The sequence below is a fragment of the Methyloversatilis universalis EHg5 genome (assembly GCF_000378945.1).
Lineage (GTDB): Bacteria > Pseudomonadota > Gammaproteobacteria > Burkholderiales > Rhodocyclaceae > Methyloversatilis > Methyloversatilis universalis_A.
Window position 1 is genome coordinate 3,420,585 of sequence record NZ_KB900539.1, and the last position, 16,881, is coordinate 3,437,465.

At 68.1% G+C, this 16,881-nt stretch carries 18 protein-coding genes and 1 tRNA gene; 4 read left to right on the forward strand and 15 right to left on the reverse strand.

The genetic code is table 11. The annotated features are described in order from the left end of the window. Nucleotides 1-38: 38 nt before the first annotated feature. The 6 genes from ubiA to tsaE all read right to left on the reverse strand — a co-directional run bounded on the left by ubiA (nt 39) and on the right by tsaE (nt 6,090). Nucleotides 39-905, reverse strand: a complete 867-nt coding sequence (ubiA, locus tag METUNV2_RS0115640; RefSeq protein ID WP_018230415.1) for a 4-hydroxybenzoate octaprenyltransferase — start codon at nt 903-905, stop codon at nt 39-41. Continuing rightward, the gene (locus METUNV2_RS0115645; RefSeq protein ID WP_018230416.1) at nt 902-1,444 is read right to left on the reverse strand and encodes a chorismate--pyruvate lyase family protein; all 543 of its coding nucleotides are present in this window, start codon (nt 1,442-1,444) and stop codon (nt 902-904) included. The genes ubiA and METUNV2_RS0115645 overlap by 4 nt, the downstream gene beginning before the upstream one ends. A 49-nt stretch (nt 1,445-1,493) precedes the next feature. After that, nucleotides 1,494-1,676 (reverse strand): cbb3-type cytochrome oxidase assembly protein CcoS, encoded by a 183-nt coding sequence (gene ccoS, locus METUNV2_RS0115650; RefSeq protein ID WP_008064474.1) that lies wholly within the window; start codon nt 1,674-1,676, stop codon nt 1,494-1,496. Beyond that, on the reverse strand, nt 1,676-4,153 hold the full coding sequence (locus METUNV2_RS0115655) for a heavy metal translocating P-type ATPase (protein WP_018230417.1): 2,478 nt from the start codon (nt 4,151-4,153) through the stop codon (nt 1,676-1,678). The genes ccoS and METUNV2_RS0115655 overlap by 1 nt, the downstream gene beginning before the upstream one ends. A 90-nt stretch (nt 4,154-4,243) precedes the next feature. Further along, the gene (locus METUNV2_RS0115660; RefSeq protein WP_018230418.1) at nt 4,244-5,629 is read right to left on the reverse strand and encodes an N-acetylmuramoyl-L-alanine amidase; all 1,386 of its coding nucleotides are present in this window, start codon (nt 5,627-5,629) and stop codon (nt 4,244-4,246) included. After that, nucleotides 5,578-6,090, reverse strand: coding sequence for a tRNA (adenosine(37)-N6)-threonylcarbamoyltransferase complex ATPase subunit type 1 TsaE (tsaE, locus tag METUNV2_RS0115665; RefSeq protein ID WP_026188214.1), 513 nt, complete (start codon nt 6,088-6,090; stop codon nt 5,578-5,580). The genes METUNV2_RS0115660 and tsaE overlap by 52 nt, the downstream gene beginning before the upstream one ends. Before the next feature lie 54 nt (nt 6,091-6,144). On the opposite strand from tsaE, the gene queG reads away from it, so the two are divergent. Together queG and METUNV2_RS0115675 are read left to right on the forward strand one after the other, a co-directional pair. Beyond that, nucleotides 6,145-7,224, forward strand: a complete 1,080-nt coding sequence (queG, locus tag METUNV2_RS0115670; RefSeq protein ID WP_026188215.1) for a tRNA epoxyqueuosine(34) reductase QueG — start codon at nt 6,145-6,147, stop codon at nt 7,222-7,224. Beyond that, nucleotides 7,221-7,421 carry a SlyX family protein gene (locus METUNV2_RS0115675; RefSeq protein WP_018230421.1) on the forward strand — a complete coding sequence of 67 codons (201 nt, stop codon included), beginning with the start codon at nt 7,221-7,223 and terminating at the stop codon, nt 7,419-7,421. The genes queG and METUNV2_RS0115675 overlap by 4 nt, the downstream gene beginning before the upstream one ends. A 103-nt stretch (nt 7,422-7,524) precedes the next feature. On the opposite strand, the gene gluQRS is transcribed toward METUNV2_RS0115675, so the two are convergent. After that, nucleotides 7,525-8,406: a tRNA glutamyl-Q(34) synthetase GluQRS gene (gene gluQRS, locus METUNV2_RS0115680; RefSeq protein WP_018230422.1), complete on the reverse strand. Its 882-nt coding sequence runs from the start codon at nt 8,404-8,406 to the stop codon at nt 7,525-7,527. Nucleotides 8,407-8,430: 24 nt separating this feature from the next. Here gluQRS and trxA point away from each other — a divergent pair, with 24 nt between their 5' ends. Continuing rightward, a complete protein-coding gene (gene trxA, locus METUNV2_RS0115685) occupies nt 8,431-8,808 on the forward strand; it encodes a thioredoxin (protein WP_018230423.1) in 378 nt (125 codons plus the stop codon). A 64-nt stretch (nt 8,809-8,872) separates the two neighbouring features. Here the strand turns inward: trxA and ychF are convergent, their stop codons facing one another. The 8 genes from ychF to METUNV2_RS0115725 form a co-directional block, all read right to left on the reverse strand. After that, nucleotides 8,873-9,964, reverse strand: a complete 1,092-nt coding sequence (gene ychF, locus METUNV2_RS0115690; RefSeq protein WP_018230424.1) for a redox-regulated ATPase YchF — start codon at nt 9,962-9,964, stop codon at nt 8,873-8,875. Then, nucleotides 9,961-10,617, reverse strand: a complete 657-nt coding sequence (gene pth, locus METUNV2_RS0115695) for an aminoacyl-tRNA hydrolase (protein ID WP_018230425.1) — start codon at nt 10,615-10,617, stop codon at nt 9,961-9,963. The genes ychF and pth overlap by 4 nt, the downstream gene beginning before the upstream one ends. 9 nt (nt 10,618-10,626) lie before the next feature. Next, on the reverse strand, nt 10,627-11,235 hold the full coding sequence (locus tag METUNV2_RS0115700; RefSeq protein ID WP_018230426.1) for a 50S ribosomal protein L25/general stress protein Ctc: 609 nt from the start codon (nt 11,233-11,235) through the stop codon (nt 10,627-10,629). Between the two features lie 62 nt (nt 11,236-11,297). Then, nucleotides 11,298-12,248, reverse strand: coding sequence for a ribose-phosphate pyrophosphokinase (locus METUNV2_RS0115705; RefSeq protein WP_018230427.1), 951 nt, complete (start codon nt 12,246-12,248; stop codon nt 11,298-11,300). Between the two features lie 232 nt (nt 12,249-12,480). Next, nucleotides 12,481-12,557, reverse strand: a tRNA-Gln gene (locus tag METUNV2_RS0115710). Between the two features lie 52 nt (nt 12,558-12,609). Next, nucleotides 12,610-13,515 (reverse strand): 4-(cytidine 5'-diphospho)-2-C-methyl-D-erythritol kinase, encoded by a 906-nt coding sequence (gene ispE / locus METUNV2_RS0115715; protein ID WP_018230428.1) that lies wholly within the window; start codon nt 13,513-13,515, stop codon nt 12,610-12,612. Beyond that, nucleotides 13,512-14,090 carry a lipoprotein insertase outer membrane protein LolB gene (gene lolB / locus METUNV2_RS0115720; RefSeq protein WP_018230429.1) on the reverse strand — a complete coding sequence of 193 codons (579 nt, stop codon included), beginning with the start codon at nt 14,088-14,090 and terminating at the stop codon, nt 13,512-13,514. Before lolB ends, ispE begins: the two co-directional genes overlap by 4 nt. Further along, nucleotides 14,090-15,820 (reverse strand): tetratricopeptide repeat protein, encoded by a 1,731-nt coding sequence (locus METUNV2_RS0115725; protein WP_018230430.1) that lies wholly within the window; start codon nt 15,818-15,820, stop codon nt 14,090-14,092. The genes lolB and METUNV2_RS0115725 overlap by 1 nt, the downstream gene beginning before the upstream one ends. A 241-nt stretch (nt 15,821-16,061) precedes the next feature. Here METUNV2_RS0115725 and mutM point away from each other — a divergent pair, with 241 nt between their 5' ends. Continuing rightward, entirely contained in the window at nt 16,062-16,874 is an 813-nt protein-coding gene (gene mutM, locus METUNV2_RS0115730; RefSeq protein ID WP_026188217.1) for a bifunctional DNA-formamidopyrimidine glycosylase/DNA-(apurinic or apyrimidinic site) lyase, read from the forward strand. Nucleotides 16,875-16,881: the final 7 nt, after the last annotated feature.

The following is a 16,881-nucleotide window of genomic DNA, read 5'->3' on the forward strand; positions in this document are numbered from 1 at the left end:
CTGGGACTGTTCCGGTGGACGCGCCAGTGCGCCGGCGCTTACGGCCGCAGCAGGTAATCCAGCACGATGCCGGCGAATACCGCGGCGCCGAACCAGTTGTTGTGCAGGAAGGCGCGGAAGCAGGCCGCCCGCTCGCGGCCGCGGATCAGTGTCCAGTGGTAGCCGGCAATGCCCGCCGCCACCGCCAGCGACGCGTAGAAGGGCAGCCCCAGCCCTTCGCGCGCGCCCCACCAGGCCAGCAGCGCCAGCGTGATCGCATAGCAGGCCATGATGGCCGCCACGTCGAAGCGGCCGAAGGTGATGGCCGAGGTGCGGATGCCGATCTTCAGGTCGTCCTCGCGGTCGACCAGCGCGTATTCGGTGTCATAGGCCACCGCCCAGAACACATTGGCGGCCAGCAGCAGCCAGGCCTCGAACGGCACTTCGTACAGCTGGGCGGCATAGGCCATCGGCGCGCCGAAACCGAAGGCGATGCCCAGATAGGCCTGCGGAATCGCGAAGAAGCGCTTGGTGAAGGGGTAGCTGGCGGCGAGGAAGAGCGCGGCGAAGGACAGCGCGATCACCAGCCGGTGCAGCGGCAGGATGAGGATGAAGGCGCACAGCGACAGCCCGGCCGCCAGCAGCAGCGCCTCGCGGGTGCTCACCTCGCCGGTGGCCAGCGGCCGGTTTTTCGTGCGCTCGACATGGCCGTCGAAATTGCGGTCGGCATAGTCGTTCATGACGCAGCCGGCGCTGCGCATCAGCACCGTGCCGAGCATGAATATCCAGACCATGAAGGGCGACGGATTGCCGCCGCCGGACACCCACAGCGCCCACAGCGTAGGCCAGGCCAGCAGCAGGATGCCGATCGGCTTGTCCAGCCGCATCAGGCGCTCCCAGGCATTCAGTCGGGCGGACAGATTCATGGCGCAAGCTCCGAAATCGCGGGCAGGAACACCTCGGTCACCAGCAGCGGCCGGCCGTGCCGCATGAACAGCGAACGGCGCGCCCACAACGGCCCGCTGACCGCGATGCCTTCGGCGCGCACCCGGCGATGCAGCGGATGCCGCCAGTCCAGCCGGCGCACCGCCAGCGGCGAGCGGGCGATGCGCGCGTCGGCAAACAGCAGCGCGCCCAGCGGCCGGCTGCCGACACCGCGGAACATGTGCCACACGCCGTGCAGATCGCGCGGATTCACCACGCTGTGCGCGAACACCACCGGCTGGCCGTCGGCATGCAGCAGCACTTCGCGCGACACCGCGCGCGCACGGCCGCAGCCGACCAGGCTGGCTTCATCGACAGCCAGCGCGGTACGCCCGGTGCGCAGCGGCTGCACCGAAAAATGACGGCAGCGCGCACGGATGCGGGCGGTCAGCGAATGCGGATCGGTCAGCCAGCCACGCAGCGGCGGCGGCATGAACAGGGCCGGCGAGCGCCACGCGGTGCCGGCTCGGGACAGGGTCATCGGGGATGCGGTGAAGAAGCGGAACCGGCCCGCATGATACCGCCTCGGCCTAGCGCGCCGGCCGGTCGTCGTCCTTCGGCAGTTCGGGCGCGCGGTCGTCGTCCATCAGCATGCGGTGGGCCGGCCCTTCGAGGTCGTCGAACTGGCCGCTGCGCGCCGACCAGATGAATACCGCACCGATGCCGATCGCGATCAGCACCGACATCGGCACCAGCAGCCACAGGATGTCCATCAGCTTTTCTCCGGTGTCCGCCGCTGCAGGCGCAGCGCGTTCAGCACCACCATCAGCGAACTGAGCGACATGCCGACACCCGCCATCCAGGGCGTAATCCAGCCCAGCATGGCCGGCGGAATGGCGAGCAGGTTGTAGGCGAAGGCCCAGCGCAGGTTCTGGCGCACCACGGCCAGCGTGGCCTGGGCGCTGTCGAGCCCGCGGGTGAGCGCGTCGAAACGGTCGGACAGCAGCACCAGATCACCCTGGGCGCGCGCCAGTTCGGTGCCGCTGCCCATGGCGACCGACACCTGGGCCTGCGCCAGCACCGGCGCATCATTCACGCCGTCGCCAAGCATGGCCACCACGGCGCCCCGCTGCTGCAGCGCCTCGATGTGGGCGCGCTTGCCTTCGGGCGTCATCCGCGCGTGCGCATCGACGATGCCCAGTTCAGCGGCCAGCGCGGCCACCGGCGCCGGTGCGTCACCGGACAGCAGACTGATTTCGATACCCCGCTCGCGCAGGCGCGCCACCAGTTCGTGCGCGCCCGGGCGCAGCGTGTCGCTCAGGTCGAAGCGGGCCAGCAGACCGCCTTCGTCGCCCAGCCACACCGGCGAGACCAGACCGTCCGGCGGCAGCGGCTGCGCGGCGCCGGACAGTGCGCAGACATAGTCCGCCCGGCCCAACCGCAGCCGCCGGCCGGCGATGCGGCCTTCGACCCCCTGCCCGGTTTCGGCGGCCAGTTCGCTCACAGCCGGCTGCGTGCCGCCGGCCGCCGCACGCAGCGCGCGGGCGATCGGGTGGGTGGACGGACCTTCGAGCGCCGCCGCGAACCGGCGGGCGTCGTCCGCACTGCACGCACCCAGCGGCTCGACCGCCTGCACGCTCATGTCGCCGGTGGTCAGGGTGCCGGTCTTGTCGAACACCACGTGGGTCACCCGGGCCAGCGTTTCGATGGCGTGCGGCCGGGTCACCAGCAGGCCGCCGCGCGACAGCACGCCAGTGCCCACGGTGAGCGCCGCCGGCGTGGCCAGCGACAGCGCGCACGGGCAGCTCACCACCAGCACCGCGACGAACACCGGCAGCGCCTGCGACGGGTCCAGCCACAGCCAGACGGCTGCGGTGAGCAGCGCCAGCACGATGAGCGCCTTCACGAAATGCACCGCCACCCTGTCGGCGAACTGCACCACCGCCGGCCGGCTGGCCGAGGCGCGGCCGATCAGCCGGCGGATCGCCGCCAGCCGGGTCGCCTCGCCGACCTGTTCCACCGCCAGCACCACCGGCGAGGCGATGTTCAGGCTGCCGCCGACCACCCGGTCGCCCGGCGCGCGCGCCTGCGGGCGCGACTCGCCGGTGAGCAGGCTTTCATCGACCTCGCTGCGGCCATCGACCAGGCGGCCGTCGGCCGGAAACACCTCGCCTGCCGCCACCGCCACATGGTCGCCGGCGGCCAGCCGCGCCACCGGTACCGCTTCGGTCGCGCTGCCCGGCCAGGCGGTGAAACGCCGCGCCAGCGCCGGCATCACACGCGCCAGTTCCTCCACCCCACGCACCGAGCGCTGGCGGGCCAGCATTTCCAGATAGCGCCCGCCGAGCAGCAGAAACACGAACATGGTGACCGAATCGAAATAGACCACGCCCGAATGCGTCAGCGTGGCCCACAGGCTGGCGATGAAGGCGCTGCCGATGCCGAGCGCGACCGGCAGGTCCATGCCGACCCGCTTCGCCGCCAGATCGCGCAACGCGCGCGAAAAGAAGGGGGCGGCGGAATAGCACACCACCGGCGCGGTCAGCACCAGACTGGCCCAGCGCATCAGTGCGGCGATGCTGCCCGGCAGTTCGGCGTCACCCGCGGTGTACTCCGGCCACGCATACATCATCACCTGCATCATGCCCAGACCGGCCACCGCCAGCCGCCAGAGTGCATCGCGACGTTCACTGCGCGCGAGCGATTCGGCATGCGCGCGGTCGTTCGGCCAGGCTTCGTAGCCGATGTCGGCCACCGCCTGCAGGATGGCCGACAGCTGCACGCGCGTCGGGTCCCACACCACGCGGGCGCGGCGGGTGGCGTAGTTGATGTCCAGCGCCAGCACGCCGGGCAGACGGCCGACATGCTGTTCGTTCAGCCACACGCAGGCGGCGCAGCGTATGCCTTCGATGATGAGCAGCGCCTCGCGCGCGTCGGCGCAGGCGGGGTGGGCGACCGTGCGCACGAAATCGGCCTGCACTTCCGGCAGGTCGTAGGCACTCAGGTCCCGGCCGGCACCCTCAGGCGCGGTTTCGGGCAGCGCATCGCGGTGGGCGTAGAAGGCGTCCAGCCCGCCGCCGGCGATCGCCTCGGCCACCGCGGCGCAGCCGGCACAGCACATCGGCCTGTCCTCGCCGCCCAGACGCACCCGATAGCGCACCGCCCCCTCGACCGGCAGGCCGCAGTGGTAACAGGGGACGGAAGACGCGTCGGCCGGCCGCAGCTTCAGCGGCGATTCCGGCGCGTTCATCGCGGGAGGCGGTTCGGGGACATGGGAGCGCATTCTAGGCGGACCGCCCGGCGGCCCCCCATGACGTGAGTCAAGCCGGCCCGACCGGGGTCAGAGCATGGCCAGACGGGACTTGGCCAGCGGCGGATTCTTCGCCAGATAGCGGCGGATGCCACGCAGGATGGCGTCGGCCAGCTTGTCCTGATAGGCGTCGTCGGTCAGCCGCTTTTCCTCTTCCGGATTGGAAATGAAGGCGGTTTCTACCAGGATGGACGGAATGTCAGGCGCCTTCAGCACCGCGAAGCCGGCCTGTTCCACCTGCGCCTTGTGCAGCGTGTTCACGCCACCCAGTTCGCCCAGCACCGCGCGACCGAGCTTCATCGAATCGTTCATCGTCGCGGTCTGCGACAGGTCGAGCAGCGTGCGCGCCAGATAGGGGTCGCGCCCTTCCAGATTCACGCCGCCGATCAGGTCGGCCGAGTTTTCGCGCTGGGCGAGCCAGCGCGCGGCCGAACTGGTGGCGCCGCGGTCGGACAGCACGAACACCGAACTGCCGCGCGCGTCCGGCCGCACGAAGGCGTCGGCGTGGATGGACACGAAAAGATCCGCCTTCACCCGGCGGGCCTTGGCCACGCGGGTGCCCAGCGGCACGAAATAGTCGTCGTCGCGGGTGAGCACCGCGCGCATCGCCGGGTCGGCGGCGATCTTCTTCTGCAGCCGCTGGGCGACCTGCAGCGTCACGTTCTTCTCGTAACTGCCCCCGCGGCCGACCGCACCCGGATCCTCGCCGCCGTGACCGGGGTCGAGCACGATGGTGACCAGGCGGCTCACGTCGTCGTCCGCCGGCTGCTGCGGGCGCCGGCCGCCGTCGCGCGACGCGGTCTGGCGCACCGGCTCCGGTGCCGGTTCAGGTGCCTGCTGCGGATTGCCCTGTGCAGCGGCCTGCGGCGGCGCATCCGGCTGGTCCGGGGCGACGTCGCCCTGGTACTGGATGTCGCCCTGGCGGGCCAGTTGCATCAGAGGATCGATGGGCTGCGCCGGATAGATGTCCATCACCAGCCGGTGACCGTACTGCCCGACCGGCGCCAGCGTGAACACCTGCGGCTTCACTTCGGTCTTCAGTTCCATCACCAGCCGCACCACGCCCGGCTTGTTGCGGCCGGCGCGGATGAGCTTGATATAGGGGTCGGCGTCGGAAATCTTGCCCGGCAGACTGCCGAGCACGTTGTTCAGCTCCACGCCCTCGATGTCGATCACCAGGCGTTCCGGGTTCTGCACCGTGAAGTGGGCGAACTTCAGCGCGTCGCGGGATTCCAGCGTGATGCGCGTATATTCCAGCGACGGCCACACCCGCACCGCCATCAGTGAGGTGGCGGCGGCACGCCCGACCGGGCTGACCGACAGCAGCAGCGCAGCGCCGGAAAATCCGAGAAAATCGCGCCGGCTCAGATCGCGGGCGGACGGCTTGCCGCGACGGCGGACAAACGGCTTAAACATGCCCGACCTCCTTCACTGCAGGCGACGAGCTGCGCGCGGCGCGCTTCGCCGACCACGGCGAGCGCCACGCGGAGATCGGGCGACGGCAGGTGAGCGCCGGCCTTGTCGGGCCATTCGACCAGACAGACGCCTGCGTTTTCACCGGTTTGCCCGAAATATTCGTCCAGACCTGCATCGATGAATTCATCCGGATGCGTGAAGCGATAAAAATCAAAGTGATACAACGGGAAGTTTAAGCTAGAAATAGCATATGGTTCAAGCAAAGTGAAGGTCGGACTTTTTACCTTTCCTGTATGGCCCAGTGCCCGCAGCAGCCCACGTACCAGCGTGGTCTTGCCGGCGCCCAGATCGCCTTCGAGAAAAACGCACAGGCCGGGGGCCAGCGCGAGCGCCAGCTGCGCCCCCAGCGCTTCGGTGGCGGCGGTGTCGGCGAGGTCGATGACGACGGTCGAATCAGTCATGGCGGTATGCGCGAAATCGGATCGGCCGCCATTATCCGCCGGGGCGGCCGCGCGATGAGCGACGCCCTGTCTTGCACCCCTGACGAACTGGCGGCGCGCATCCGTGAGTGGGCGCGCGAACTGGGCTTCGCCTCGGTCGGCATTTCCGGCGTCGATCTCGGCGAAGCCGAAGCGCGTCTGCTCGACTGGCTGGCCGCCGGCCGTCACGGCGACATGGACTACATGGCGCGCCACGGCGCCACCCGCGCCCGCCCGGCCGAACTGGTGCCGGGCACGCTGTCGGTCATCAGCGTGCGCATGCCCTACTGGCCGGATGAGGCGGCGGACGCCCAGTCGGTGTTGGACGACGGCGAACTGGGCTATGTGTCGCGCTACGCGCTCGGCCGCGACTATCACAAGGTGCTGCGCAACCGCCTGCAGAAGCTGGCGGAACGCATCGAAACGGTGACCGGCCCGTTCGGCCACCGCGCCTTCACCGATTCCGCGCCGGTGCTCGAAGTGGAGATCGCGCGCCGCGCCGCGCTCGGCTGGCGCGGCAAGCACACGCTGCTCATCCACCGCGACGCCGGCTCGATGTTCTTTCTGGGCGAACTGTTCACCACGCTGCCGCTGCCGCCGGACGCGCCGCAGCCCGACCACTGCGGCACCTGCACCCGCTGCATCGACGTCTGCCCGACTGGCGCCATCGTCGCGCCCTACCAGCTGGATGCGCGGCTGTGCGTGTCCTATCTGACGATAGAACTGGACGGCGCGATACCCGAGCCGCTGCGTCCCCTGATCGGCAACCGCATCTACGGCTGCGACGACTGCCAGCTGGTGTGCCCCTGGAACCGCCACGCGAAAAAGGCGATGGAGCCTGACTTCGCGGTGCGCAACGGTCTGGACCGGGCCCCGCTGACCGCGCTTTTTGCCTGGTCGGAAGACGAATTCAACCGCCGGCTTGAAGGCAGCGCCATCCGGCGCATCGGCCACGAACGCTGGCTGCGCAATATCGCGGTCGCGCTCGGCAACGCGCCGGCCGCCCCCGCCATCACTGCCGCGCTGCAGGCGCGCGCCGACCACGTCTCACCGGTCGTACGCGAACACGTCGCCTGGGCGCTGGCCCGACAACATTCTCCGGACACGCCGACATGACCGACCGCCTGAACGACCTCGAAGCCCGCATCACGCTGATGGACGACCTGCTGGACGCGCTGAACCGCACCGTGTTCGACCAGCAGCGCGCAATCGAATCACTGCAGCTGCAGCTCAAGCATGTGTATGCGCAGGTGCAGGGCATGCAGCCGGCCGAGCGGGCCGACGCGCAGCAGGACATTCCGCCGCACTACTGAGCGGCGCAGCCGCCTGCACGCTGGCACTCACTGCGGAGCATCGGACTCGTGGGAGCCGCGCCCCGCCGCGATGCAGCCGCCGCCCACCGCACTTGACCGCGGATCACGCCGCTGCCAGCCGCTCCGGACGCCAGTTCGCCACAGCCCATTTCAGCAGCGCATCGCGCCCCGCGGTCATGGCATCCGCCGGCGGCGGGTGGCGCAGGAAGGTGAGCGCTTCGGCCAGATCGGCCCGCGCATTCTCCAGCTCCAGCGCCTGTGCGCGCGTCTGTTTCGACAGCTTTTCGCCGTGCGCGTCCAGCACCAGCGGCACATGGGCGTAATCCGGCTGCGGCAGGCCCAGTGCCCGCTGTACCAGGATCTGGCGCGGCGTCGAGGTCAGCAGATCGGCGCCCCGCACGACGTGGGTCACGCCCTGATCGGCGTCGTCGACCACCACCGCGAGCTGGTAGGCGCAGTAGCCGTCGGCGCGCCACAGCACGAAATCGCCGGCATCCGCCGCCACATCGACCGCGATGCGGCCGAGCATGCGGTCGTCGAACGCGAGCTCACCCGGCGGCACGCGCAGCCGCCAGGCGCGGGGCTCGACACCGGCGCGATCGCGACAGGTGCCCGGATAGCGCCGCGCACCGTCGGAGGCCAGCGGCTGCGCTTCGAGGTCGCGCCGGGTGCAGGCGCAGCCATAGGCCGCGCCCCGCGCGATCAGCGCATCCAGCGCGGCGCGGTAAAGCGCGCTGCGCCGGCTCTGCCACACCACCTCGCCGTCCCAGTGCAGGCCGAGCGCATCGAGCTGACGCACGATGGTGTCGGCCGCTGCGGGCGAACAGCGCGGTTCGTCCACGTCCTCGATGCGCAGCAGCCAGCGTCCGCCGGTCGCCCGCGCATCCAGCCAGCTGGCCAGTGCGGCCACCAGCGAACCCTTGTGCAGCGGGCCGGTCGGACTGGGCGCGAAACGCCCGACATGGGGTCGGGCATCGGCTACCATGCCGGCTCATTCCCGAGGACAGCCATGGCCACCGTAGAACTGACCGAAGACAGCTTCAACAGCACGATAGAGAACAGTCCTTTCGTGATCATCGATTTCTGGGCGCCGTGGTGCGGCCCCTGCCGCAATTTTGCCCCGGTGTTCGAAGCCGCGTCGGAAAAGCATCCGGACATCGTGTTTGCCAAGGTGAATACCGAAGAGGAACAGGGCATCGCGGCGGCCTTCGGCATCCGCTCGATTCCGACCCTGATGGTGTTCCGCGACCAGATCGTGCTGTACGGACAGCCGGGCGCGCTGCCCGCCGGTCAGTTCGACCAGCTGATCGATCAGGCCAAGGCGCTGGACATGGACAAGGTACGCGCAGAAGTCGCGGCCCAGCAGAGCGACGGCGCAGCCGGCTGAAAGGTGCTGACGCCAACAAAAAAGCCTCCTTGCGGAGGCTTTTTTGTTGGCCGTGGGCAGGCACTCAGACGTTGAACAGGAAGTTCAGCACGTCGCCGTCCTTGACCACGTATTCCTTGCCTTCGGCGCGCATCTTGCCGGCTTCCTTCGCACCCTGTTCGCCCTTGTAGGCGATGAAGTCCTCGAACGCGATGGTCTGGGCGCGGATGAAGCCGCGCTCGAAGTCGGTGTGGATGACGCCGGCCGCCTGCGGCGCGGTGTCGCCCTTATGGATGGTCCAGGCGCGCACTTCCTTCACGCCGGCGGTGAAGTAGGTCTGCAGACCGAGCAGGTCGTAACCGGCGCGGATCAGCCGGTTCAGGCCCGGCTCGTCGAGGCCGAGGTCGGCCAGGAAGGCCTTCTTGTCCTCGTCGTCGAGGTCGGCCAGTTCGGCTTCGATCTTGGCGCACACCGACACCACCGGCGCGCCTTCCTTCGCCGCAAACTCGCGCAGACGGTCGAGGTAGGGATTGTTCTCGAAACCGTCTTCCAGCACGTTGCCGACATACATGGCCGGCTTGATGGTGAGCAGGCACAGCGGCTTGATGATGACCTTGTCGTCGTCCGACAGGTTCAGCGTGCGGGCCGGCTTGCCCTCGTTCAGGTGGGGCAGCAGCTTTTCAAGCACCGCGACCAGCTTCTGCGCATCCTTGTCGCCGGACTTGGCCTTCTTGCCGTCGCGCGCGATGGTGCGCTCGACCGCGGCCAGATCGGCCAGCGCCAGTTCGGTCACGATGGTTTCGATGTCGGCGATCGGATCGACGCGGCCATTCACGTGCACCACGTTCTCGTCGTCGAAGCAGCGCACCACGTTCACGATGGCGTCGGTTTCGCGGATATTGGCCAGAAACTGGTTGCCCAGGCCTTCACCCTTGCTGGCCCCGGCGACCAGGCCGGCGATGTCGACGAATTCGACGATGGCCGGCTGTATCTTCTGCGGCTTCACGATGTCCGACAGCTGGGCGAGACGCGGGTCCGGCACCTCGACGATGCCGACATTGGGCTCGATGGTGCAGAACGGATAGTTCTCGGCCGCGATGCCGGCCTTGGTGAGCGCATTGAACAGCGTGGATTTGCCGACGTTGGGCAGGCCGACGATGCCGCACTTGAGACTCATGACTGTTTTCCCTGGGTGGATGCCTGACCGGGCAATTTCGGCGCCTTGCCGGCACCCGGCTTGGCATTGAGCAGCGTGGACACGCGAGTCCAGTCGCCAGCCGCGATCATCGGCCAGGCGTCGAGCGCACGCCCGATGGCGGCGTCGATGTCCTGCTGTTCCTCGATGCGCGGGCGATGCAGCACGTAGTCGGCCACTTCGGTACCCGGCGCGCGGTCGCGCGGATGGCCGATGCCGATGCGCAGCCGCCAGTAATCGTGTGTGGACAGATGGGCGCTGATGTCCTTCAGCCCGTTGTGGCCGCCAAGGCCCCCCCCGAACTTCAGGCGCAGTTCGCCCGGCGCGATGTCCAGTTCATCATGCACCACCAGTATTTCGGCCGGTGCGATGCGGAAGAAGCGCGCCAGAGCCCCGACCGACTGGCCGGAGCGGTTCATGAAGGTCTGTGGCAGCAGTATCGTGACGCCGTCGGCTCGCGACGAACCGGTGAAGCCGTTGAAACGCGCTTCACGGTTGAGCGTGACGCCCAGCTTGCGTGCCAGCCCCTCACAAAACCAAAACCCGGCGTTGTGCCGGGTTTCGGAATAGTCCGGGCCGGGATTCCCCAGCCCGACGACGAGCCGGGGCACGGCCTTGGAACCGTTCCCGGACATCGCGGAGACTTACTTGGCTTCGCCGTCGGCAGCCGCAGCTTCGTCCGACTTGGCGCCGCGCGGCAGCGTCAGCGTGGCGATCACCGGATCAGTGCCGTGGGTCAGCGCTTCCACGCCGGCCGGCAGCTTGATCTGGGACACGTGGATCGACTGGCCGACCGACAGGCTGGACAGGTCGACTTCGATGAATTCCGGCAGCTGGCTGGGCAGGCACTGGACATCGATTTCGTTCATCACGTGCGACACGATGCCGCCCTGCAGCTTCACGCCCGGGGCTGCGTCGGCGTTCACGAAGTGGAACGGCACCTTGGTGTGCAGCTTGTGGGTGGCGTCAACGCGCTGGAAATCGACGTGCAGCACCTGCAGCTTGTAGGCGTGCATCTGGGTGTCGCGCAGCAGCACGGTTTCCTTTTCGCCTTCGACGTTCAGCGTCAGCACGGACGAATGGAAAGCTTCCTTGCGCAGGGCGTGGAAGATTTCGTTGTGGTCGAGGGTGATCGGCGTGGCGGCCTTGTCGCCGCCGTAGATGATGGCCGGGACCTGGGCGGTACGACGCAGGCGGCGGCTCGCTCCGGTGCCCTGCGCAACGCGCTTCTTGACGTTCATTTCGATGGACATGATGACTCCTGGTGATTGAAGGGCCGCCCGCGACCAGGCGACCCCGGGGTGTCCCGCTTCGCTTATTCCATGAAGAGGGACGAAACCGATTCCTCGTTGCTGATGCGCAGCAGCGTTTCGGCCAGCAGCTCGGCGATGGACACGACACGGATGCGGTCGCAGGCCTGGGCGGCGGGCGACAGCGGAATGGTGTCGGTCACGACCAGCTGGTCGAGATCGGAACTCTGGATGCGGTTGAGCGCTTCGCCCGACAGCACCGCATGGGTGCAGTAGGCCAGCACGCGCTCGGCGCCGTGTTCCTTCAGCGCCTGCGCCGCCTTGCACAGCGTGCCGGCGGTATCGACCATGTCGTCCATGATGACGCAGGTACGGCCGGTCACGTCGCCGATGATGTTCATCACTTCCGACACGTTCGCCTTCGGGCGACGCTTGTCGATGATGGCCAGATCGCACTCGAGGCGCTTGGCAAAGGCACGGGCACGCACCACGCCGCCGACGTCCGGCGACACCGCCATCAGGTTCGGGTATTCCTGCTTCCAGATGTCGCCGAGCAGGATGGGCGTGGCGTAGATGTTGTCGACCGGAATGTCGAAGAAGCCCTGGATCTGGTCAGCGTGCAGATCAACGGTGAGCAGGCGCTGCACACCGGCGGCCTGCAGCATGTTGGCCACCACCTTGGCGGTGATGGGCACGCGGGCGCTGCGCGGGCGACGGTCCTGGCGGGCGTAGCCGAAATAGGGCATCGCCGCAGTGATCCGGCCGGCCGACGCACGCTTCAGCGCGTCGACCAGGATCATCAGTTCCATCAGACTGTCGTTGGTCGGCGCACAGGTCGATTGCAGCACGAACACGTCCTTGCCGCGGACGTTCTCGAGGATTTCGACGTTGACTTCGCCGTCGGAGAAACGGCCGACCTGGGCACGGCCCAGCGACATGTTGAGCCGCTTGGCAACGTCCGCCGCCAGTTTGGGGTTGGCGTTGCCGGTAAAGATCATCAGGCTGTCGTAAGCCATGCTGCCTCGCGAAACTCGGTAGTTGCTGAATTCAAACCGGCTTGCGCCGGACCTGCTGTACGGCCGCCCTGTTCCGCCCGGCCTGTCTTTCCCGATCGGCGGATACTGCGACGTCCTGTTCCAGTTCGGAACTTGTTCAGGCAGATGACCGGTCTCGACCCGTCGGCATGCCTGCTGCCCTGAAAACACATCGGGCAGGCCCACACTGGCTGCGAGCCCGCCCGATCATATTTGGCTGAGGAGGAAGGATTCGAACCTTCGAATGCCGGAATCAAAATCCGGTGCCTTGACCAACTTGGCGACTCCCCAAACTCTGCATCGACCCCGTCGCACGTATCCGTTGCGCCGCGGTTTCAAACCTTCAGCTTCCTTCAGGACTGCTGCCGTAAAGCGGATGCTCATCGAGCCCCTGTGCAGCAAACCCCTGCCAGCCTGCCGGCCACTTCGCCGACATTCTGTCCTGCAACTGCCTTGCTGCTTCGATATTCGCGCACTGCACGAACACGCATGCACCCGAACCGCTCATTCTGACCACCGCTTCACCCGCCTGAGCAGCCAGCAGCGAAATCGCCTGTCTGACTTCCGGGTAAAGCTTTGCGGCCACCGGCTGCAGATCGTTTCGACCGAAAAGACGGTCAATCGAGGGTGATGCAGCAAAGTCCGCTATTTTGCAGGCTTCGGTATCGCGTGTCAAATCCGGATCGGCAAAAATCCGTGGCGTCGGTACTGAAACGCCTGGCGCCACCACCAGATAGGCGGCCGGCGGCAACTGCAGCGGCTGCAGACGCTCGCCGACACCTTCGGCGAAGGCCGAGCGGCCGAACACGAATACCGGTACATCCGCCCCGAGCGTGAGGCCGATCGCCTGCAGCCGCTCGCGCGGCAGATCGAGCTGCCACAGCCGGTTCAGCGCGATCAGTACGGTGGCGGCATCGGAACTGCCACCGCCCAGACCGCCGCCCATGGGCAGGCGCTTGTCGATCTCGATCGCCACGCCCTGCGTGCAGCCGGTTTCCTGCTGCAGCAGCCGGGCCGCGCGTACCACCAGATCGTCGTCCGCGGGCACGCCCGGCACGTCGTTCAGCCGATGCACCCGCCCGTCGTCGCGCGGCGTGAAGCGCAGCCGGTCGCCGTAATCCAGGAAGCGGAAGGCGGTCTGCAGCAGGTGGTAGCCATCGGCGCGTCGGCCCACCACGTGCAGGAACAGATTGATCTTGGCCGGCGCAGGCAACCATACGCCCCACGCCACCGCCAGCGGATCGCTCATGGCAGCGGATACCACTCGTCGATGCGCAGCCGGAAGCTGTATTCGCCGTCACTGGCGTCGATCTGTCTCGGCAGCGCTTCCGTGCCGTCGCCATCGTACTCGGTGAATTCGACCCGCCAGTTGCGTTCGGACAGCACTGCGATGCGCCCGGCCGCGTCGCGTGCCCGGACATCGGCGCTGCCGGCGCGGCCGGTCACCCACACCGCGGCGCGCGACAGTGGCAGATCCATGCCGAACACCGTGCGCGACAGCGCATCCAGTGACGCTGCCTCGGTTACCCGCTGACGATCGTCGATCAGCCGCACGCCGCGCTCGTCGCGCACCAGCTGCGCCAGTACCTTGCCCAGCGGTCCGTTGACCTGCAGTTCGTCGTGCCGGGTGGAATGCGTCCAGTCCAGTGCAGCCGACCCGCTCTGATCCGGCCCTTTGACGACGAAACGGCCGGACAGCGAGAAAGCCGGATCGACCGCATCGCGGGCACGCAGCGCAACCGGCGAAGCCGGTTCGTCGACCTGCGGCGGCACGGCCGCACAGCCGGCGAGCGCGAGCGCGCCGGCACAGATGAAGGCGCGCATCACGGAATGAAACGCTTGATGGTCTGTTCGAGCGCCGCGTTGTCCGGGTGCTGGGCCGCGACGGTGCGCCACAGCTTTTCGGCGTCTTCGCGGCGGCCGAGCAGCCACTGCACCTCGCCCAGATGGGCGGCGATCTCCGGATCCGGCCGGATAGCGAAGGCGCGCTCGAGATAGCCCAGCGCACCATTCAGGTCACCGCGACGGAACAGCACCCAGCCCATGCTGTCGAGGATGAACGGATCTTCCGGCGCCAGCTCCAGCCCCTTGGCAATCAGGGCCTGCGCCTCGTCCAGCCGGATGTTGCGTTCGGTCAGCGAATAGCCGAGCGCGTTGTAGGCATGGGCGTGATCCGGCTTCAGCGCGATCAGCCGGCGCAGCCGCTGTTCGGCCACGTCGATCTTCTGCTGCCGCTCGGCGATCATCGCGGTTTCGTACAGCAGATCCGGGCTGTCCGGCTGCGCAACCAGCGCTTCTTCCAGCACTGCGGTGCCTTCGTCGGCACGACCGGCGTCGCGCAGCAGCTGGAATTCCATCAGCGCCGAACGCGCCCTGTCGCCACCCGGCTGGGCCGCCAGCGCGTGCAGGTGGGTGCGCGCTTCGTCCAGCCTGCCGCTGCGGCTGAGCAGCAGCACATAGCGCCCCTGCGCGCCCATGTAGTGATCGCCCTGACCGACCTGGCGATACCAGTCCAGCGCTTCGTCCGTCTGCTTGAGTTCCTCGGCCAGCTGACCCAGATAGAGACGGATCAGATTGGGGTCGGCCGGCCGCTGCGCGAGCAGCTGCTTGAAATAGCCCTGGGCACCGGCATAGTCCTGCATCTGCATGGCCAGCACGCCGACCGCAAACAGCACGTCCGGATTGTTCGGGGCACCGCCCAGCAGCGCTTCGAACTGCTTGCGCGCGGCCGGGAAATTGCGCTCGGACACCAGCGCGCGGGCGTACTGCATGCGCACGTCGCGCGCCTGCGGATAGCGCTTCAGATAGTCGCCCATCAGTCGCGTGGCCGCAGGCGGATCGGTTTCGGCGGTGGTCTGCGCCTTCAGCAGCAGGCCCAGCTCCCATTCGGGACGCATCGCGTGCGCCTTGGCCGCGTCGTCCTGCGCACGCTTGGGTTCGCGCGCCTGCAGCGCCGCCTGGGCGCGGGCAAACCACGCTTCCGGGTACTGCAGATAAGGCTCGGTCAGACGGTCGACAATGCCCAGCACCTCGGTCTTGTCGGTCAGCCGGGCCAGCACACGGTTCAGCCGCATCAGGCTTTCGCCGATCTGCACGCCCTCCTGCGCCAGCAGAGCCGCCAGCTGCGGCTCCAGCTCCTGTGGCCGGTTGGCATTGACCAGCAGGCCGGACAGCATCTGCCGTGCCTGGATGGATTCCGGGTCCAGTTCCAGCCAGAGCTGGGTGGCCTGCAACGCGATGTCGTTCTGCCGGCTGAAAGCGGCGATTTCCGACGCCCGCTTGGCGATGCGCGGGTCGCGGGTCGATTGCGCCAGATCCAGATAGGCCGCGGCCGACACCCCAAGTTCGCCGCGCTGAGCAGCCACCTCGCCCAAAAGCAGCTGGTAAGTGATCTGGCGGGTCAGTTCGAGTTCGGGCAGAGGCGGCGTACGCGGTGCCGGTTCGCTGCGTTCTTCGGCAGGTGCGGCCGCAACCGGCGGCTTCCTTACGGTGTGGGCACAAGCGCCCAGCAGCAGCGGAAGCAGGGCTGCGAACAGCAGGGGACGGAATTTCATGGGCATGATCGCCGGAGGCCTGTAGAAGTGCCGATCAGGGTGTGCAGGGGTGAGATGTACGCGCTTACGGGCTTTGAGTGGGGCCGCTAGAATTCGTTGCAGCACCTCGCCACACCGCTGCGGCCTGCAATGATGCAGGCGGTCGGCCCGATGTTAGTCCAAATATGCCCTGCCTGATGTGCAGGTCGCGCACACGCCGACGCACCTCGACCCCGCTCCCTTCCCGACCCGCTTCCGTCCCATGCCCGAACTGCCCGAAGTCGAAGTGACCCGCCGCGGCATCGCCGCGCCACTGACCGGCCTCACCGTAAGCACGGTCACCGTGCGCGAACCGCGGCTGCGCTGGCCGGTGCCCGCCGGGCTGAGCACGACCCTGCCCGGCCAGACGCTGCGCGACATCGACCGGCGCGCGAAATACCTGCTGCTGCGCTTCGACCGCGGCACCCTCATCCTGCACCTGGGCATGTCCGGCAGCCTGCGCGTGCTGGACCCGGAGGTGCCACCGGAAAAGCACGATCACCTGGACATCGTGTTCGGCGACCGGCTGCTGCGCCTGCGCGACCCGCGCCGCTTCGGCGCGGCGCTGTGGCACGAGGGGCCGGACGACGCACACGCGCTGCTGGCCAGCCTCGGGCCGGAACCGCTGGGTGCGGATTTCACCGCTGCCGGGCTGCAGGTGGCACTCGCCCGTCGCAGCTGCGCGATCAAGCTGGCCATCATGGACAGCGCAGTCGTGGTCGGCGTCGGCAACATCTATGCGTCGGAAAGCCTGTTCCGCGCGCGCATCCGGCCGGGCACCGCGGCGCGGCGGCTGACCGGCCCGCAATGCGCCCGCCTGCGCGACGAGATACGCGCCACGCTGAACGACGCGCTGGCGGCCGGCGGCAGCACGCTGCGCGACTTCCTGCATGCGGACGGCGAACCCGGCTATTTCCAGCAGTCCTATTTCGTCTATGGCCGGGACGGTCAGCCCTGCCGCGTCTGCGGCACGGCGATACGGCAGCGCCGCATGGGCGCGCGTTCCACCTTCTTCTGTCCGTCCTGCCAGCGTTAGCAGCCGG

Excerpts from the sequence above, each read along its gene's own strand:
- METUNV2_RS0115675 (WP_018230421.1), top strand. The coding sequence starts at position 7,221 with ATGACCGACCGCCTGAACGACCTCGAAGCCCGCATCACGCTGATGGAC.
- ispE (WP_018230428.1), bottom strand. The coding sequence starts at position 13,515 with ATGAGCGATCCGCTGGCGGTGGCGTGGGGCGTATGGTTGCCTGCGCCG.
- tsaE (WP_026188214.1), bottom strand. The coding sequence starts at position 6,090 with ATGACTGATTCGACCGTCGTCATCGACCTCGCCGACACCGCCGCCACC.
- queG (WP_026188215.1), top strand. The coding sequence starts at position 6,145 with ATGAGCGACGCCCTGTCTTGCACCCCTGACGAACTGGCGGCGCGCATC.
- METUNV2_RS0115645 (WP_018230416.1), bottom strand. The coding sequence starts at position 1,444 with ATGACCCTGTCCCGAGCCGGCACCGCGTGGCGCTCGCCGGCCCTGTTC.
- METUNV2_RS0115655 (WP_018230417.1), bottom strand. The coding sequence starts at position 4,153 with ATGAACGCGCCGGAATCGCCGCTGAAGCTGCGGCCGGCCGACGCGTCT.
- lolB (WP_018230429.1), bottom strand. The coding sequence starts at position 14,090 with ATGCGCGCCTTCATCTGTGCCGGCGCGCTCGCGCTCGCCGGCTGTGCG.
- ychF (WP_018230424.1), bottom strand. The coding sequence starts at position 9,964 with ATGAGTCTCAAGTGCGGCATCGTCGGCCTGCCCAACGTCGGCAAATCC.
- METUNV2_RS0115725 (WP_018230430.1), bottom strand. The coding sequence starts at position 15,820 with ATGAAATTCCGTCCCCTGCTGTTCGCAGCCCTGCTTCCGCTGCTGCTG.
- ubiA (WP_018230415.1), bottom strand. The coding sequence starts at position 905 with ATGAATCTGTCCGCCCGACTGAATGCCTGGGAGCGCCTGATGCGGCTG.
- mutM (WP_026188217.1), top strand. The coding sequence starts at position 16,062 with ATGCCCGAACTGCCCGAAGTCGAAGTGACCCGCCGCGGCATCGCCGCG.
- pth (WP_018230425.1), bottom strand. The coding sequence starts at position 10,617 with ATGTCCGGGAACGGTTCCAAGGCCGTGCCCCGGCTCGTCGTCGGGCTG.
- METUNV2_RS0115700 (WP_018230426.1), bottom strand. The coding sequence starts at position 11,235 with ATGTCCATCGAAATGAACGTCAAGAAGCGCGTTGCGCAGGGCACCGGA.
- trxA (WP_018230423.1), top strand. The coding sequence starts at position 8,431 with ATGGCCACCGTAGAACTGACCGAAGACAGCTTCAACAGCACGATAGAG.
- gluQRS (WP_018230422.1), bottom strand. The coding sequence starts at position 8,406 with ATGGTAGCCGATGCCCGACCCCATGTCGGGCGTTTCGCGCCCAGTCCG.
- METUNV2_RS0115705 (WP_018230427.1), bottom strand. The coding sequence starts at position 12,248 with ATGGCTTACGACAGCCTGATGATCTTTACCGGCAACGCCAACCCCAAA.
- ccoS (WP_008064474.1), bottom strand. The coding sequence starts at position 1,676 with ATGGACATCCTGTGGCTGCTGGTGCCGATGTCGGTGCTGATCGCGATC.
- METUNV2_RS0115660 (WP_018230418.1), bottom strand. The coding sequence starts at position 5,629 with ATGTTTAAGCCGTTTGTCCGCCGTCGCGGCAAGCCGTCCGCCCGCGAT.